This is a genomic window from Mycetocola saprophilus, from assembly GCF_000718085.1.
In the GTDB taxonomy this organism is placed as follows: Bacteria; Actinomycetota; Actinomycetes; order Actinomycetales; family Microbacteriaceae; genus Mycetocola; species Mycetocola saprophilus.
Genome location: NZ_JOEC01000005.1, coordinates 110,392 through 125,592, shown reverse-complemented (window position 1 = coordinate 125,592; position 15,201 = coordinate 110,392). Strand labels below are relative to the sequence as shown.

24 protein-coding genes are annotated in these 15,201 nt (G+C 64.0%); all 24 read left to right on the top strand.

Annotated elements, in window-relative coordinates:
- Positions 1-132 precede the first annotated feature (132 nt).
- The 24 genes from IE92_RS0115620 to IE92_RS17535 all read left to right on the top strand — a co-directional run bounded on the left by IE92_RS0115620 (position 133) and on the right by IE92_RS17535 (position 15,111).
- Positions 133-471 carry a hypothetical protein gene (locus IE92_RS0115620; protein WP_030149431.1) on the top strand — a complete coding sequence of 113 codons (339 nt, stop codon included), beginning with the start codon at positions 133-135 and terminating at the stop codon, positions 469-471.
- Positions 464-706, top strand: a complete 243-nt coding sequence (locus tag IE92_RS0115615; protein WP_030149430.1) for a hypothetical protein — start codon at positions 464-466, stop codon at positions 704-706. Before IE92_RS0115620 ends, IE92_RS0115615 begins: the two co-directional genes overlap by 8 nt.
- Entirely contained in the window at positions 703-975 is a 273-nt protein-coding gene (locus tag IE92_RS0115610) for a hypothetical protein (protein ID WP_030149429.1), read from the top strand. Before IE92_RS0115615 ends, IE92_RS0115610 begins: the two co-directional genes overlap by 4 nt.
- Positions 972-1,136, top strand: a complete 165-nt coding sequence (locus IE92_RS18480; RefSeq protein ID WP_156027633.1) for a hypothetical protein — start codon at positions 972-974, stop codon at positions 1,134-1,136. The genes IE92_RS0115610 and IE92_RS18480 overlap by 4 nt, the downstream gene beginning before the upstream one ends.
- 148 nt (positions 1,137-1,284) lie before the next feature.
- On the top strand, positions 1,285-1,821 hold the full coding sequence (locus IE92_RS0115600; RefSeq protein WP_156027631.1) for a hypothetical protein: 537 nt from the start codon (positions 1,285-1,287) through the stop codon (positions 1,819-1,821).
- A gap of 2 nt (positions 1,822-1,823) precedes the next feature.
- A complete protein-coding gene (locus tag IE92_RS0115595) occupies positions 1,824-2,993 on the top strand; it encodes an RtcB family protein (protein ID WP_030149427.1) in 1,170 nt (389 codons plus the stop codon).
- Positions 2,993-3,223 (top strand): helix-turn-helix domain-containing protein, encoded by a 231-nt coding sequence (locus tag IE92_RS0115590; RefSeq protein ID WP_030149426.1) that lies wholly within the window; start codon positions 2,993-2,995, stop codon positions 3,221-3,223. The genes IE92_RS0115595 and IE92_RS0115590 overlap by 1 nt, the downstream gene beginning before the upstream one ends.
- Positions 3,224-3,684: 461 nt before the next feature.
- Positions 3,685-4,050, top strand: a complete 366-nt coding sequence (locus tag IE92_RS17560) for a helix-turn-helix domain-containing protein (protein WP_162178522.1) — start codon at positions 3,685-3,687, stop codon at positions 4,048-4,050.
- Positions 4,051-4,078: 28 nt separating this feature from the next.
- On the top strand, positions 4,079-4,714 hold the full coding sequence (locus IE92_RS18475) for a PIN domain-containing protein (protein ID WP_156027629.1): 636 nt from the start codon (positions 4,079-4,081) through the stop codon (positions 4,712-4,714).
- Positions 4,715-4,908: 194 nt separating this feature from the next.
- Positions 4,909-5,169, top strand: coding sequence for a hypothetical protein (locus IE92_RS0115580; RefSeq protein ID WP_030149424.1), 261 nt, complete (start codon positions 4,909-4,911; stop codon positions 5,167-5,169).
- Between the two features lie 101 nt (positions 5,170-5,270).
- The gene (locus IE92_RS18470) at positions 5,271-5,519 is read left to right on the top strand and encodes a hypothetical protein (protein WP_156027627.1); all 249 of its coding nucleotides are present in this window, start codon (positions 5,271-5,273) and stop codon (positions 5,517-5,519) included.
- Between the two features lie 311 nt (positions 5,520-5,830).
- On the top strand, positions 5,831-6,358 hold the full coding sequence (locus tag IE92_RS17555) for a hypothetical protein (protein WP_051702045.1): 528 nt from the start codon (positions 5,831-5,833) through the stop codon (positions 6,356-6,358).
- A complete protein-coding gene (locus IE92_RS0115560) occupies positions 6,300-7,646 on the top strand; it encodes a PBSX family phage terminase large subunit (protein ID WP_081864197.1) in 1,347 nt (448 codons plus the stop codon). Before IE92_RS17555 ends, IE92_RS0115560 begins: the two co-directional genes overlap by 59 nt.
- Before the next feature lie 8 nt (positions 7,647-7,654).
- Positions 7,655-9,241 (top strand): hypothetical protein, encoded by a 1,587-nt coding sequence (locus IE92_RS0115555; protein ID WP_030149420.1) that lies wholly within the window; start codon positions 7,655-7,657, stop codon positions 9,239-9,241.
- A 15-nt stretch (positions 9,242-9,256) separates the two neighbouring features.
- Positions 9,257-10,747: a phage minor capsid protein gene (locus tag IE92_RS0115550; RefSeq protein WP_030149419.1), complete on the top strand. Its 1,491-nt coding sequence runs from the start codon at positions 9,257-9,259 to the stop codon at positions 10,745-10,747.
- A gap of 68 nt (positions 10,748-10,815) precedes the next feature.
- The gene (locus tag IE92_RS17550) at positions 10,816-11,502 is read left to right on the top strand and encodes a hypothetical protein (RefSeq protein ID WP_030149418.1); all 687 of its coding nucleotides are present in this window, start codon (positions 10,816-10,818) and stop codon (positions 11,500-11,502) included.
- 16 nt (positions 11,503-11,518) lie between these two features.
- Positions 11,519-12,523, top strand: a complete 1,005-nt coding sequence (locus tag IE92_RS0115540) for a major capsid protein (RefSeq protein WP_030149417.1) — start codon at positions 11,519-11,521, stop codon at positions 12,521-12,523.
- Positions 12,524-12,580: 57 nt separating this feature from the next.
- Positions 12,581-12,922: a hypothetical protein gene (locus IE92_RS16940; RefSeq protein WP_043322363.1), complete on the top strand. Its 342-nt coding sequence runs from the start codon at positions 12,581-12,583 to the stop codon at positions 12,920-12,922.
- Positions 12,923-12,931: 9 nt separating this feature from the next.
- Entirely contained in the window at positions 12,932-13,126 is a 195-nt protein-coding gene (locus tag IE92_RS0115530) for a hypothetical protein (RefSeq protein ID WP_030149416.1), read from the top strand.
- A complete protein-coding gene (locus IE92_RS17545) occupies positions 13,113-13,520 on the top strand; it encodes a hypothetical protein (protein ID WP_051702043.1) in 408 nt (135 codons plus the stop codon). Before IE92_RS0115530 ends, IE92_RS17545 begins: the two co-directional genes overlap by 14 nt.
- The gene (locus IE92_RS0115520) at positions 13,517-13,825 is read left to right on the top strand and encodes a hypothetical protein (protein ID WP_030149864.1); all 309 of its coding nucleotides are present in this window, start codon (positions 13,517-13,519) and stop codon (positions 13,823-13,825) included. Before IE92_RS17545 ends, IE92_RS0115520 begins: the two co-directional genes overlap by 4 nt.
- A 10-nt stretch (positions 13,826-13,835) precedes the next feature.
- Complete coding sequence (locus IE92_RS0115515) at positions 13,836-14,180, top strand: HK97 gp10 family phage protein (RefSeq protein WP_030149414.1); 345 nt, start codon at positions 13,836-13,838, stop codon at positions 14,178-14,180.
- Positions 14,177-14,608 carry a minor capsid protein gene (locus IE92_RS17540; protein ID WP_051702042.1) on the top strand — a complete coding sequence of 144 codons (432 nt, stop codon included), beginning with the start codon at positions 14,177-14,179 and terminating at the stop codon, positions 14,606-14,608. Before IE92_RS0115515 ends, IE92_RS17540 begins: the two co-directional genes overlap by 4 nt.
- Positions 14,605-15,111, top strand: coding sequence for a phage tail tube protein (locus IE92_RS17535; protein WP_051702041.1), 507 nt, complete (start codon positions 14,605-14,607; stop codon positions 15,109-15,111). The genes IE92_RS17540 and IE92_RS17535 overlap by 4 nt, the downstream gene beginning before the upstream one ends.
- The last annotated feature ends 90 nt before the right edge of the window (positions 15,112-15,201 follow it).

Here is a 15,201-nt window from a genome sequence, read left to right as displayed (position 1 = left end):
TGCCCTGGCTGAGGCAACGTTCGCGGCTCATCGTAGCCAGCGGCATGCCTCCTCGGATAATCGGCTTGTTCAGCGCACAGTGGTCCGTGGTCCGTGGTCTCCGGTGTTTCCCGAGCAGGACGGGGGCAAGGCATGAGCCGGGTGCCGGGCGAGTTTGACGGAATCTTTGTCGTGGTGGGGCAGCAAAAGCCCATGAGCCCTCCGCCGACCCCGCTTGCGTCGGTGAAGTTTGTGCGTGAGGTCAAGGATGCGTTGGGGCTCGATGATGACGCGGCACCGGCAGCGGCTGACTGGGTTGTGGGGAAGCTGCATCGGTTTTTAGCCATTGACGCTCAGCCTGTGTTCGATATGGAAGGGCAGGGACCGTTGTGCTCGGCTTGTTTCATGTTCTGGCCGCTGTGTGGGCATCACGTGTTATCTGAATGGTCGCCGGACGCTGACGAGGAAGACGAGGCGGGTTCTGATGGATGACCGTATCAAGGTGAAGCGGTGGCCGGGTCGTGTCACGCGGGTGGAGGTTCGCACTGATGATCTGGATGACATTGGTGAGGAGACGTTCACGCGGAGTCTGGCGGAGGCGGGCTTGGAGTCGCATATGCGGGTTGGCCTGCCGAGGGTATCGAAGTCGTCACCGTATGTGGTGACGATTCTTTTTGACGAGGGGCGTACCGATCAGGGTGCGCCCGGAACGGAGGTGACGCTGTGAAAAACCAGATGGCCGCCTACTGGGAGGCGGCGCTTACCGCGAGCCTGCCGGTTCTTGTGCGGCCGCGTGCGCAAACCGAAGCGCGACGACACGAGGCGGCATACAAGGCCGCACGGATGGTCCCGCTTCAAGTTCTCGAAGCTGTCAATGAGGCGACCCAGCTCGGGGCCGACGCTGACGAGCTGATCACAGCAGTAAACGCTGCTGCACGAGCTGCCCAGATGCGCTGGTCGGGTCGCGGCGTCCACGGAACGGACGTGAAGCTGTGAAGCGAGTATTTAGGCTGCTGGCCGCGTTCGTGGATGCTCTCTCGGCGTCGTTCGAGAAGTTCGCGGCCGAGGCACGGGAGAACACCAAAAAGTACCCCGACCGCGAGTATTGGCGTGGATACTATGACGGCGCCCACGATGCCCGAGGTACCCATGAGTGACCGCTTATGCGCCCGCGGGTGCGACCGTGAGGCTTTGCATGGGTTCCTGATCTGTGATCGGTGCGCGTCCAAGGTGAACCGGGCCCTCACGGAAGCCCCCGGGGTGGTGGAACATCTACGGTCCCTCAACAGCCCGTTGAAAGCCGCCGTGTACGACCGGGAAATCGTGTCCGGTGGCGGGCCCGGGTTCGCGCAGGCCCCGATGGATCTCGGCCCGATCGACGCCGCCGACACCATCGTGTCCAGCCTCGTGCACTGGGCCCGCCACTTCGGCGACACCCAGGACTACTGGGGCCTGGCCGCGGGCCTCCCGTCCTATACGAGCCTCGGCCACGCATACCGCATGACCGAACGCGCCGCCGGCTACCTCATCGCTCACGGCGAGACCATCGCCGCGAGCATCGAAGTCCTCGACTTCATGGACGCCCTGTTCACCCCGCCCGGCGACACCTGGACCATCGGGAAGGCCGCCGCCGTCTACCCGACCAGAGACCGCCCGTACCGGCACCGGCAACCCTGCCCGCGCTGCGACCGCCGGTCCATCGAGGTCGCCCCACCCGGCGACTTCCAGCAAGAAACCAAATACCGATGCCGTTGGGAAACCTGCGGCTGGACGCCACCATACGACGAACTCGTGCGGTGGCGTTCTTATTTTGACGACACCACCACATCGAAGGAGAAATAACCATGGAACAGATCAGCAAGCGGCTCATGAACTGGGCCTCGATCCTCCAGCCCGACACGCGAGCGCAGGCCGAGACGGCATCGCGTATGCCGTTCATCTTCCCCCACATCGCGCTGATGCCCGATGCTCACCTCGGGAAGGGTGCCACCGTGGGAAGCGTGATCCCGACCGAAGGGGCGATCATTCCGGCCGCGGTGGGCGTGGACATCGGCTGTGGCATGATCGCCGTGCGCACGCAGTTCACCGAGCGCGACCTCGACGGCCTTGACCGCAGCCTGCTGCGCTGGGCTATCGAGGATGCGATCCCACTCTCGGCCGGCAAGTACAACGAGGCCGAGACTGCGACTGCACGGGACCGCAATAACGGGCTCATGTTCGCGGCCTTCTTCCACGGGTTCGACCCGGCGAACTACGTCGGCAACTGGCGGCTGCAGCTGGGCACGCTCGGATCGGGGAACCACTTCATCGAGGTGTCCCTGGACGAGGAGGATCGTGTCTGGCTGTTTCTGCACTCGGGATCACGAGGCGTGGGCAACAAGATTGCCCAGCGCCACATCAAGGTGGCCCAGGACTACGCACGCCGGAACTTCATCACCTTGCCCCACCCCGACCTGGCGTACCTGGTGGAAGGCACCCCGGAGTTTGAGCAGTACATCATCGAGCTGCAGTGGGCGCAGGACTTTGCCCTCGCTAACCGTGAGGAAATGATGGACCGCGTTATCGAACAGTTCACCGTTTGGGCTGGTGTCGAAGTGGTCGAGCACGAGCGCGTCAATTGCCACCACAACTACACTGCCCGCGAGGAGCACTTCGGGCGCACGGTGTGGCTATCCCGCAAGGGCGCGATCGACGCCTCGGAAGGGACGCTCGGGCTGGTGCCGGGGTCGATGGGTACTCGGTCGTATGTGGTCGAAGGCCTCGGAAACAAGCTGTCGTTGAACTCCTCACCACATGGTGCCGGCCGCGAGTACTCACGCAGCGCCGCCCGCAAGACCTTCACGCGCGACCAGCTGCGCGAGGCAATGGCCGGGATCGAGTACCGCGACACCGACGCGTTTATCGATGAGATCCCCGCAGCGTACAAGGACATCGACGTGGTCATGGAAGATTCCAAGGATCTCGTCGCGATCCGGCATACCCTGCGCCAGATCGTGAACGTGAAGGGAGACTAATGACCGAACGGGGGCAGGTCCAGGCATGGGCCACCGTCAAGGACGCCGCGGCCATAATCGGCCGAACCCGCAAAACGATCTACGGATGGATCCGTGATGACCGGCTAGAGTGCATCGGCGGTCAGGTATACATGCCCGACGTGGAAGAGCTCTACGCCATCATGTCTCGCAGACGCGGGAAGGGCCGCCTGAAAAACAAAGGTGACAAGGGTAACTCCGATGGGGTATAATCGACATGTCGAAGAACTATCCCAGGAACCAAAACCTGGATAGGCGCACGAAAGGCCACTCCCTCACCGGAGTGGCCTTTTTGCGTTTAAAGACCAGGTGCCAGGGCCGCAAGTCCCTCATTGAGCAGTGGCGCAGCGAGAGCACCGAACGCGCTGGGGTAGCTCACCCCGTGTCTCCTCCACATGATCGAGCGTGCGCGGCCGCCGGGTTGACCTTTCCCCGACGGCCGCGCCCTGCCGTACATGACTTGGCGGTAAGCCTGAGACACTGAGATCCCACTGATTATTTCAATAAAGGAGTGGACAGCAGGCCTCCACAAATACTAGGGTTCAGTTATAAGTAACACGCCTAGTTGAAGGGTGTGGCTCCTAATGCATGGAAGAGGCAACTTATGTCCACGATCCTAGCGACCCGCGGGTCGCTTCTAATTGACGACGAGCTTAGGCTTAACGCTACCGCTGTGGTCGATGAGGTCGGCGACGAGGAGCTGGAGCGCTTCTCAATAACGACGACCACGGGACGCGTGGTTTCGATCGATGGCGATGTCGGCGCTTTGGTCCGAGCAGTCCTTACTCGCGTAGCCCAGGGAGGAGAGTTATCAGTTTTAACTCTGCCGGAGACGTTAACTACCTCCACTGCAGCAGACGTGTTAGGTGTGAGCCGAACCACAGTGATGAAGCTCATTACGAAGGGCGATCTGGCTACAACCATGGTAGGCACGCACCATAGGGTGAGCTACAAAGACGTCATTGCGTTAAAGAAAGCGCGGCGTGACGCTCAGAACACCGCGATTGAACAGCTTTTGTTACTTGATGGTGATGTCTAAGTAGTTTTGAGGACGCTATGCTGGGGCGGTGATGCCTTCCGTAGTGTTTCTAGATGCGAACGTGCTGTACCCGCGAACGATTTGCTCCTGGCTGTTTCTCCTCAAGAAGTACTCTGGGGGGACCTTATTTCGTCTGGTTAGCTCGCAGGACAGCCTCATCGAGGCAACGTATCACTTTAGGAAGAGTCGGCCGGCAGCAGACGGTGATGTAATTTCACGCAAGTATGCGCTTATTGTCGAGTCGCTAGACGATTTTATGCTCTCGTTTTCCGGGGATGTTGAATACCCAGGAAAGGACGTGGATGACCACCATATACATGCCGCTGCTCTATCCTGCCAAGCTAAGTACCTTGTAACGGACGACGGCGGGTTTTCGGAAATAGACCCGGATTTACTGCCTTACGAGGTTCATACGTCAGACTCCTTTTTTGTACTAATTGCAGAGAACTCCCCATCGCTAGTGGACCGTGTTATCGCAAGCCAGCTGGCCTATTTTCAGGACAAGGGCAAAGAGCCAAGACTGGCAGAAAGCTTGAGAGCAGCTGGCTGCCCGCAATTTGCCTGCATAATTGAAACTCACTTGGAGCGAATGGCGAAAGGAAAAAGCACTCACGACGTCGCCTCCCGTATTGAACAGCCTGAACTTTCGCGCCGTGTATCGTAACGAATGTAGTGGCCTTCGAATTTTCAAACTTGCAATCGAGTAATTTGATTCACATCGTTGTGGTGCAATTTAAAGCTGGTTCAGTACAACCATAGACATAGGTAATCCCATTCGACCCGACAGTATTTCTACGTTCGTTTCCACCCTGCCCCATCACATCGATGGGGCTTTTCTCATTTAAGGAGCACCACGTCATGAACTCGCTGCTAGCCTTCCTCGTCTGCTACTCCGCAATCATGACTGTGGGGCTCTGGGGGTACATCGGGCCGCGCCATAGCCGCCTGGGACGTGAATGGCTGGAAGCTCGCGCCGACTCCCGGGAGCTGAGAGAGCGACTGCGCTGGATCGAGGGCGAGCTGGTTAGCCGCAGCATCGAGATTGACTGGCCGCAGGAGCGCCTCCTCACCGCCGAGGACCTGAACGGATGGGACCACAACCATGCACCCCTGCCCTGAGTGTTCTGCCGAGTACCCGTCACCGTTGGCAGCTGTCGAGTGTGGCGAGGCTGACCGGGTGCAGGACCGCCGAAACCGCGAATGGCTGAGAGGAGCCCGCAATGGGAAAGCCTCTCCCCCGCGATGAAGCCACCAACGCACTCATCGTTTCCGCTATTGGAACACGCCTGTCATGGGTGGCGCTGGACAACGGCAACGGAACCCGCGTGAATGGCCGATACCTCAAAACAGACCTGATCCAGTTCGACCCCAACGGCCGCCTTGCCACTGATCACGACGGGAACCTGATCATCAAACGCAAGCGAGTACGCATCCGGCGAGGTCACCCCTGGCGAGGTGTACGACCGTGAACGCCTCCCAATGCGCCAAGGAGGGTAGATGAGCGATACACCTATCTACGACATGCTCGACCTTGGCCGGCGCACTGATGATGATGCCCTCCTAGTGAAGATGTTCATGAACCTCGGGCTGATAGCGCCTGCCCGACCAGAGCATCAGTTCTCTCAGGGTGGACTCGTTGGCCCAGGACCGCGAGTCGACCTTTGCAGCGCGTTCCTCGCACACCCGGCATCCGCCGCGCAGAGAGAACGAAACATGCGAATACTGCGCGAAACCCAAGACCGGCTCGACGCCCCCACAACCTAAAAGAATCGAGGTGCCCATGACCGAGCGCCGAACATTCGAGGATGAACAAACGCGCGTAGATGCCCGCGCCCTGTACGACGAAGGTTTGGGATGCAACGCGATCGCTCGCGAACTCAACATCTCAGCATCTTCCGTGTCCCTGTGGGCGAAACGTGAAGGTCTCAAATTTGACCGCGCACAGGTCGCCGAGGCCAACCGGGCGCATGTGGCTGATCTTGCTGCTGCGCGTATCCGGTTGGCTACGAAACTCACCACGGTCGCCGAGAGCGCGTTGGACTCCCTCGACGAGGAGTACCTGGTGTACAACTTCGGCGGCAAGGACAACGAGTACAGGGAGCACACGCTGTCGAAGGCCCCGATGGATGCACGTCGCACGGCGGTCACGATGGGCGCTGTGGCGTTCGATAAAGTCTCGCGCATTGTTGAACGAGAGACCGACGTTACGGGCGCTGAGTCCACCCTGGCGGCGTTGAAGGCTGGGTTCCATGCTGTCATCGGCGACGTTGATAGCGCATCGGATGACGATGTCGAAGCTGAGGGGTAACCCGGAGGCGTTCGAAGGGCTCACCTCGGTCATGTCGCTCGCGCAGATGCGTTCTGTGGTGCGCGCTGAGGAAAAGAAGATCGCGTTGTGGTCTGGCGCGGTGTCGGCGGGGAAAACGTTCGTGTCTCTGTGGGCGTTCCTCATGGCGATCATGGAGGCCCCCAAGGGCGGCAACATCATCATCGTGGGGCGCACGCTGGACACGGTGTACACCAACGTGTTCGTGCTGCTGCAAAACCCGGAGATTTTCGGGGAGCTCACGAAGTATGTGTCGTACACGCGCGGGGCCAAGACGGCGACGATCCTCGGACGCACCGTGTTCCTGTACGGCGCGAACGATGCCAGTTCGGAGACGAAGATCCGAGGGTCCACCGTGGGCCTCGCCTACGTCGATGAGGTCACCATCCTCCCCGAGGGGTTCTGGGACATGCTCATGACCCGTCTCCGAGTCGCCGGTGCCCGAGTCCTCGCCACCACCAACCCGGGTTCCAAGAACCACTGGTTGCGGAAAAAGTGGATCTTGAAGGCGGAGAAGAAAAACCTCATCCACTTCCCGTTCACGATGGACGACAACCCCTCGTTGAAGCCCGGGTACATCGCCGACATGAAAGCCCAGTTCGCGGGCGTGTTCTACGACCGGTTCATCCGCGGCCTGTGGACCAACGCCGAAGGTGCCGTGTACAACTCGTGGGACGAGAAGAAACACATGATCAGGTGGCAGGACATGCCGCCCATCGCCCGTGTCCTCGCCCTCGGGGCCGACTACGGAACCACGAACACCACTGCGGCACTGCTCCTCGGCATCACCGCTGAGGAACGTCCCCGCCTGGTGCTCATGGACGAATGGTCCTACTCCTCGAAGAAACACCACGGGCACACCCTCTCCGACGCCCAGCTGTCCGCTCGGCTCCTCGAATGGCTCGACGGCACCGAGCACTCCCCTCACGGGCAAGTGATCCCGGAAATGCTGATCCTCGACCCGTCCGCAGCATCCCTCCGGGCACAGCTCGCCGAGTCTGGCCGCAACACGTGGCCGGCACACAACCGGGTGGACAAAGGCATCGCCCTGGTCGCGTCCCTACTGTCCGCCGGGGTGCTGCTCATCACCGACCGATGCGAAGGCGTCCTCGAAGAAATCACCGAGTACTCGTGGGACCCCAAAGCCACCGAGGCTGGCGAGGACAAGGTCGAGAAGGTCGATGATCACTTCATGGACGCCATGCGTTACGCGATCTACACCACCCGTTCCACCTGGCTGCCGTATCTGCGGTACGCCCTCGCCGCTTAGGAGGCCCCATGCCGCTACCGGCTGAAAACTCGGCGTTCCCGCCGGCCCCGTTCGATACCGCTTACGCCAGCTATGCCGAGAACGAAGCCTGGTATCTGGGGGACCTCAAAAAGCTCGGCGAGATCTACTCGCAGAACGGCGCCACACGGCAGGCCACACATTTGCACAACGGCACCCTCCACCGGGGCGGCCTCATGGGCGGGGTGTCTCGCATGTTCTGGGGCCGCCCGGTCCCGCCCGGGCAGGAGTCCCGCCGGCTGCACATCCCGGCACCGGCCGACCTGGCCATGCTCGCCGCCGACTACGGGTTCGCTGAACCCCCGACGGTAGCGCTACCGGCCAAGGTGAACACCGACACCACCACCTCGACCAAGATCGACACCATCCGACGCGAGCAGGTGCGCCTCGACCTCATCGCCAACTCCGACGCGGTGAAAGCCACCTGGAACGAAATGGGCGAGCTCAAAAGCGTGTTCGGGGCGTGCGCGGTCATCACCGAATGGGACCGTGAAGTCGCCGATCATCCGTGGCTGCGGTCCGTGGCCGCCGACAGCATCATCCCCGAATGGCGAGGATCCAAGCTGTCCGCCCTCACCCTGTGGACGGGCTACCCGGACCCGAACCGCCCGAACGTGGTCTACCGGCACCTGCAGCGGCACGAGGTGGGGCGGATCGTGAACCGCCTGTACAAGGGCACGAGCACCAAAATCGGCTCCGTGGTGCCCCTGCAGACCCTCCCCCAGACCGAGTACCTGGCCGCGATCACCTCTGAGGGTCAAGACGAGGGCACGCTACTCACCGGCATCAAACGTCTCACCGCGTCATACAACATCAACATGCCGTCGCGTGAATGGCGAAAGCTCGGCGACCTGCGCAATGCGGGCCGCAGCGACTTCGCCGGGATCCTCCCCCTGTTCGACCAGCTGGATGAGACCTGGACGGCATGGTCGCGATCGATCCGCCTGTCTCGGGCCCGGATCACCGCACCTGCAGCGTTCCTCACGTCCAACGGCCCCGGCCAGGCGTCCACGTTCGATGAGGACCGCGAAGTGTTCACCGGCCTCGACCGCCCCATCGGCGACTCGGAGACCGGTTCGGGCCTGGACTTCTTCCAGCCTGATATCCCGGTTGAGCAGTACGAGGCCACCGCGTACGCCCTGTACCGGGAGATCCTGCGCGCGGCCGGGTACAGCCCGTCCGCATGGGGCGAGTACGGCAACCAAGTGAAGACCGCCACCGAGGTCCAGGACCGCGAGAAGTCGTCTGAACGCACCCGGGACAAGAAAGCCCTGTACGACAAGGCTGCGATCTCCGAGCAGGCCTCGGTCGCACTGGAAATCGACGGCCTCGTGTTCCCGGGCAAGGGCGGCGGCCGGTTCGATCTGCCCTCGGTCAGCTTCCCCGCGGTATCCCAGTCGGATCCGCTGCGTGACGCACAGGTCATCGGGCTGCTCGACGGGGCCCGGGCGATCACGGTAGACACCAAGGTCCGCACCGCTCACCCCGACTGGGATGACGCGCGAGTCCGCAAGGAAGTCGACGGGATCCTCGCCGACAGCCAGCCCGCAGCGGACCCGGCCAGCCCGAGCTTCTAACCGGAAGGGGTGCAGATGTTCGTTCCACCTGAGCATCTGCTCCCCTCGATCCTGGTTGACGAGCTCGGCCGTCTGGTCGCCTCGGTGTATGGGGATCTGGAACGGCAGCTGGTGGCCCGCGCGAAAGCGATCTTCGCCGAAGGCATGGATGAGCGCCCCGACCTGACCCGCCGCATGCAGGCCCTCCGCGAGTTGGAAGCCGAAGCACGGCGCATGGTCGCCGGCGTCAGCCCGGCGTTCGCGTCCGAGATCATCGGGATCGCCGCCGAGCGCGGCATCCAAGCGGCAATCACCGCGCTTGGCATCATCCCGAACCTCGACCGGGCCTCGCTCATGCGCCCCGCTGATGCCCGAGCGATCACCGCGCTGACCGCGGACCTGCACAACGGCCTCACCGAGGTCCACCGCCGCATCCTCCGCTACCCACAGGACGTGTACCAGCGGGTGACAGCCTGGACCACCCCCGAAGTGCTGTCCGGCAACGCCACCATGCTGCAAGCGCAGCGCAACGCCGTGTCCCGGTTCCTCTCCGAGGGCGTCACCGGGTTCGAAGACAAGGCCGGGCGCAACTGGCGCATCGGCACCTACTCCGAAATGGCCACCCGCACCGCGGCCGCCCGAGCCTGGACTGACGCCGGGATCGGCACGATGCAGCATTCCGGGATCAACCTGGTGTCCATCGTCATCGGCAACGGGGCGTGTGAGCGCTGCTCGGTGTGGGCGGGGAAGATCCTCTCCACTGACGGCACCCCGGCCGGCACCTACGAAATGCCCCACACAACCGAGGACCATGACATTCGGGTTCGGGTCGACGGCACCCTCGATGATGCTCGCAAGGCCGGGTTGATGCACCCCAACTGCGGGTGCGCGGCCGTGGCCTACCTCCCCGGGCTCACCGTGGTGGCTGATGCGACCACCTACGACCCGCAATCCGAGGCCGACCGGGCACGACAGCGCACGCTCGAGCGGGAGGTGCGGCAGGCCAAGCGGGACATCGCAGCCGGTAACAACGTCGCCGACGCGAAACAGGACCTCAAAGACGCCCAGGCCGCGCTCCGGGAGCACACGAAAGCCACCGGGGTACGGCGCAAGTCGTACCGGGAGCAGCTGTGGTTCGCCGACGGCCCGCCGAACCCTCCGAAACGCGGTGTCATCGCCGAGGGTAAGGGCTACCTGCTGGACCTCCACAACCCCTACACGCGCCTCGCAGACGCCGGGCTAGACATCACCCCACTCGACGGCTACAACGCCCGCATATCCGGTGCCCGCTGGACCACTAGACGCGCCAAGGGCGACGGCCGCGACCTCACCACGCTACTCGGCGACGCCGGCCGCAACTCAAACCGTGCCGTCATCGACATCAGCGCCTCCACACTTCCGACCGGGCAGGCCCTGGAACGGATCACCGAATACGCCGAACAGTCCGGCCTCACCGAGGTCATGCTGATCACCCCGAAACGGGTCGCGCGATTCGACCTTCAACGCGGCTGGCTCCCAGTCGCCTAAGCCTCCACACACGTGGGGGCTTTTTTCGTACCCATCGAGCCCGCCGGGAGCGGGACGAAAGGAACATCATGCTGCACATCATCGCTCGCCCGTACCTCGCCCCCATGGATCGTCTGTCGCTGCGCGGCATCCGGTTTATCGAGGGCGGTGGAGAAGGCGCGGCCGGTACCACTCCGGACCCCGCTGCTGCACCCACCCCGGGGCAGGCCCCCGCAGGTGACAGCGCACCCACCGAGCCCGGCAACCTCGACGTCGAAACGGCGAACAAGGAAACAGCAAAGGCTCGCGCCGAGGCCGCCAAGTACCGCACCGCGAAGACCGCGGCGGAAGCCGAAGCCGCGAAGGCCGCAAAGGCCCTGGCCGACATCACCAAGCTGCTCGGCGGAGGCGACGAAGCTCCCACCCTCGAACAGCTAACCCAGACCGTGCAGGAGCGCGACAGTGCCATCGCCACCGCCACCGAGGCCCAGGCGGCCCTGGCTCGCGAGAACGCCGTGCTGCGCGCCGCCCCCGGCCTGAACGCCAACGGCGACAGCCTGCTCGACTCCCGCGCCTTCACAACCACGCTCGCCGGCATCGACCCGGCCGACGCGGACGCGGTAAAGGCCGCGATCACCGCAGCACTGACCGCAAACCCCGCCCACGCACTCACCCAGGTCGCCGGATCCTCCGGCCCCGGCGCGGGCGGCGGCCAGCAGACCACCAAGACCAAGCCCACCCTCCAGAGCGCCGTAGCCGCGGTTCTGGGCGGATAACCGAAAGGAGCACACTGTGCCCGTTTCCCTGCTCGAAGCAAAGAACAACACCTCCGACGACATCAACCACCTCGTCATCGACGAGTTCCGCAAGTCGAACGCGATCCTCGACTCGATCGAGTTCGACGACATCGTGAACCCCAACGGTGGCGGCGGCACCCTCACCACCGGATACCGTCGTCTCAAGACCCAGGCCACCGCGAACACTCGTGAGATCAACACCGAGTACACCCCGCAGAACGTCGAAACGTCGATGCACTACGTTTCGCTCGCGGTGCTCGGTGGCACCTTCCAGGTAGACCGCGTCGTCGCCAAGCTCGGTGCCGCCGCGTCCGGTGCGGTCGCGCTGAACCTGGCGCAGAAGGCGAAGTCCACCGCCGCACTGTTCAGCGACCTCGTCATCAACGGCGACACCGCGACCAACGCCGCCGCGTTCGACGGTCTGGACAAGGCCCTCGTGGGCTCGTCCACCGAGTTCCGTCCGGGACAGGTGACCAACTGGTCCGACTTTGACAGCGACAGCCGTGCCGAGCACAAGGCCCTGGACGCGATCGACGAGTTCCTTTCCACCCTCGACGGCACCCCGACCGTCATCGTGGGCAACGCCGCGTCCCTCGCGCGGGTGCGCGCTGCGGCACGTCGCGCCAACATGTACACCAAGAGCCCCGTTGAGGGCCTGGCCGGTCCCGACGGCCGACCGATCGAGCGTGAGACCTACGGCGGCCTGATCCTCGTCGACGCGGGCGCTAAGTCCGGGTCGAATGACCTGATCATCCCCGTCGAGGAGCGCACCATCGGCGGCAACACCGTGACCGGCCTGACCGACCTGTACGCATACCGCGCAGGCCTCGACGGATTCCACGGTGTCTCCACCACCGGCGGCAGCCTCATCGACTACTACCTCCCCGACTTCACCAACGTGAAGGCGGTACAGGAGGGCGGTGTCGAGCTCGGCCCCGTCGCCGTCGCACTCAAGGCCACCAAGGCCGCCGCGGTCTTCCGCAACATCAAGGTTCGGTAACACCCCGGGCGGGCGTACACACGTGCGCCCGCCCGGCCTCACAGAAAGGGCCCCCATATGCCCAAGATCACCACCCCCGTAACGGGATTCACCGGTGAGGTTGCCGGAGTGCGCTTCACCGACGGCGAAGGCGAGACCACTAACCCGGCCGCGATCGCCTACTTCCACCGTCAGGGCTACAAGGTAATCCTGACCGCCGCTGAGACCAAGGCCGCCGCGAAGGCCGCCGAGGAGGCCGAACAGGCCCGCGTTGCAGCCGAGGCAGCGGGCAAGCCCGGCGTCGTTGACGCCGTGACCAAGGATGAGCTCGTCGCCGCGGTCCTGGAAGCTCTCCCGAAGGCCGAGGTCGCCCCGCTCGATCCCCCCACCGAGCCCGAACCGGCCCCCAAGGCCAAGTAGGAGGAGACGATGACCGTAACGATCAAGCTCCCCGGGGATCACCCGGGCGAGGAACTGCACGCGGGCATCATCTTCACCGACGGCAAGGTCCGCGTAGACGAGGTGTCGCCCAACGCGGAACGGTACCTGGTGTGGAACGGCGCGAAGGTGTCCAGCACCAAGCCGCGCCCGGCCCCCGAGGTGGCCCCAGATGGGGAAGCCTAAGCCGTACGCGACGCCGGAAGACTACGCCACATGGACCGGCGAGACCATCCAAGTCTCGCCGGTCCTGTTGCGTCGCGCGGAGATTCGCGTGCGCAGCATGCTCACCGGCGTCGTCTACCCCGTGGACGCTGACGGCAACGCGACCGACCCGGAGCATATCCAGGCCCTCATGGAAGCGACCTGTGCGCAGGCCGCGTTCTTCGAGGACACCGGCGACATTTCCGGGTCGCTCGCGGTGCTCGGCGGCGCATCCATCGGCACGGTGAAGCTCGGCACACCCACCACCGCGGCGGGCGGCAAGGGCTCGGCGGTCGATCTGCGCTACAGCAGCGAAGTCGCCGACATCCTCGCTGCCGCCGGCCTCGACAAGCGAACGGTGGTGTTCAGGACGTGAAGATCCCGAAACGGCTGATGCGCCACCAGGTCACCATTCGACGGGTCGTCGGGGAAGGGTCCACCGGGCCTATCCTCGGCGACCCCGAGACGGTCCGCGCCCACGTCGAGGACGGCGTCACCCGGGTCATCACCGGGGTGGACGGGCAGCAGGAAACCTCCACCGGTCTCGTCATCCTCGATCCCGGTCTACCGCCGGGCCCGCGGTCCACGATCATCACCCCCACCAGGGAGGCGATCGTGCTCGCGGTCGAGGTGAAAGACCATCCCGACGCCCCGTCGCACCTCGTGGTGCGCATCCAGTAAGGAGGCCCAATTGGCCGATTTCAAGTGGAACGGGCCCGACGTTATCGCCGCGATCCAGGCGGCCTCAGTCGTCGGGTTGAACCGGGCCGGGGAACGCCTCAAAGCCGTCGCGGTATCCAACGCCCCGATCGAAGACGGGCCGCTGCGGCAGTCCGGGGCCGTCACCCCGGCATCCGACGGCGATCTCGAGGTCACGGTGTCGTTCAACACCCCGTATGCGGTGAGGCAGCACGAGGAACTGGGCTGGTCCCACCCTCGCGGCGGCCGCGCCAAGTACCTCGAGGGGCCGTTGAAGGAAAACGAGGCCGAACTGGTCGCGATCATGCAGAAACCGATCCGTCAGGCCCTCAAATGAGCGCCCCGACGGCGCTGCTGACCGGCATAGCACGGCGCATCGCCGCCGAAGGCACCCTCACCTACCGGCCCGCCGGCCAGGCGTTCCAGCCGGGCGAGAACCCGATCACGTTCGGCAGTCAACACCCGACCGCGCCGATCACCGCATGCCTCACCGACTACACCCCCGCCGACAGCCTCACCCGCGCCCGCGAGGCCCGCATCCAGGTGCGCATCCGCCACCCCGACTATCTCGCCGGCGGCGACCTCGGCGAAACCCTCCGCGGGCTACTCCACGACGCCCGGTATCTCGACTTCGACGGGATCCCGGTGTCACACATCACACGCCTCTCCACGGCACCGCTCGGGCTCGACTCCAAGGGCCGGCACGAGTGGACCCACAACTACCGGGTGCTTTACGCCCAACCGACCTCCAAGGAGACCCCATGACCAAGTACGAAGACGTGAAGCCCACCGAGGGTTCCATCGCCAACACCTTCGAGTACATCTTCGACATCAACACCGGCACCTTCGATGCGCCGGTGTGGACGAACGTGCCCGACATCACCGCGCTGAACCCGCAGTTCACCCCGAAGCTCAAGGACATCGCCACCTACGCCCACAAGGGCAGCTCGGCCCAGGCCAAGACCGGCAACGACTTCGTTCTCGACTTCAACATCATGAAGATCCGGGACAACACCGGCGAGTTCCAGGCCGAGTGGCTCAAGCTCAAGGCCGCCTCGGACGCTCTCGGCGCGGCCAACAACATCGGCTTCCGCTTCTACGACGCTCTAGGCGCATCCGACGCCTACCAGGGCGTCGCGGCCGTGTCCCGCGGCAACCGCCCCGACACCAGCAACGACGGCGTCGCCTACGACCAGTTCGTCCTCACCGGCAACGGTCAGGTCAAGCCGATCGCCAACCCCGTCAAGGCTCCCGGTAGCGGCGACTAGCCCACCGGCATCAACCCCGGGGCGCGGATTCGTGGATGGTCCGCGCCCCGGCTTCACATCCACTCACCCACCACAATCTTTAGGAGCATC

What these genes read in the sequence shown, in the direction of transcription:
- IE92_RS17545 (WP_051702043.1), top strand. Translation starts at nt 13,113, where the DNA reads ATGGGGAAGCCTAAGCCGTACGCGACGCCGGAAGACTACGCCACATGG.
- IE92_RS17550 (WP_030149418.1), top strand. Translation starts at nt 10,816, where the DNA reads ATGCTGCACATCATCGCTCGCCCGTACCTCGCCCCCATGGATCGTCTG.
- IE92_RS17540 (WP_051702042.1), top strand. Translation starts at nt 14,177, where the DNA reads ATGAGCGCCCCGACGGCGCTGCTGACCGGCATAGCACGGCGCATCGCC.
- IE92_RS0115595 (WP_030149427.1), top strand. Translation starts at nt 1,824, where the DNA reads ATGGAACAGATCAGCAAGCGGCTCATGAACTGGGCCTCGATCCTCCAG.
- IE92_RS16940 (WP_043322363.1), top strand. Translation starts at nt 12,581, where the DNA reads ATGCCCAAGATCACCACCCCCGTAACGGGATTCACCGGTGAGGTTGCC.
- IE92_RS17555 (WP_051702045.1), top strand. Translation starts at nt 5,831, where the DNA reads ATGACCGAGCGCCGAACATTCGAGGATGAACAAACGCGCGTAGATGCC.
- IE92_RS17535 (WP_051702041.1), top strand. Translation starts at nt 14,605, where the DNA reads ATGACCAAGTACGAAGACGTGAAGCCCACCGAGGGTTCCATCGCCAAC.
- IE92_RS0115615 (WP_030149430.1), top strand. Translation starts at nt 464, where the DNA reads ATGGATGACCGTATCAAGGTGAAGCGGTGGCCGGGTCGTGTCACGCGG.
- IE92_RS18470 (WP_156027627.1), top strand. Translation starts at nt 5,271, where the DNA reads ATGGGAAAGCCTCTCCCCCGCGATGAAGCCACCAACGCACTCATCGTT.
- IE92_RS0115530 (WP_030149416.1), top strand. Translation starts at nt 12,932, where the DNA reads ATGACCGTAACGATCAAGCTCCCCGGGGATCACCCGGGCGAGGAACTG.
- IE92_RS0115555 (WP_030149420.1), top strand. Translation starts at nt 7,655, where the DNA reads ATGCCGCTACCGGCTGAAAACTCGGCGTTCCCGCCGGCCCCGTTCGAT.
- IE92_RS0115590 (WP_030149426.1), top strand. Translation starts at nt 2,993, where the DNA reads ATGACCGAACGGGGGCAGGTCCAGGCATGGGCCACCGTCAAGGACGCC.
- IE92_RS0115620 (WP_030149431.1), top strand. Translation starts at nt 133, where the DNA reads ATGAGCCGGGTGCCGGGCGAGTTTGACGGAATCTTTGTCGTGGTGGGG.
- IE92_RS0115550 (WP_030149419.1), top strand. Translation starts at nt 9,257, where the DNA reads ATGTTCGTTCCACCTGAGCATCTGCTCCCCTCGATCCTGGTTGACGAG.
- IE92_RS0115560 (WP_081864197.1), top strand. Translation starts at nt 6,300, where the DNA reads ATGCTGTCATCGGCGACGTTGATAGCGCATCGGATGACGATGTCGAAG.
- IE92_RS0115580 (WP_030149424.1), top strand. Translation starts at nt 4,909, where the DNA reads ATGAACTCGCTGCTAGCCTTCCTCGTCTGCTACTCCGCAATCATGACT.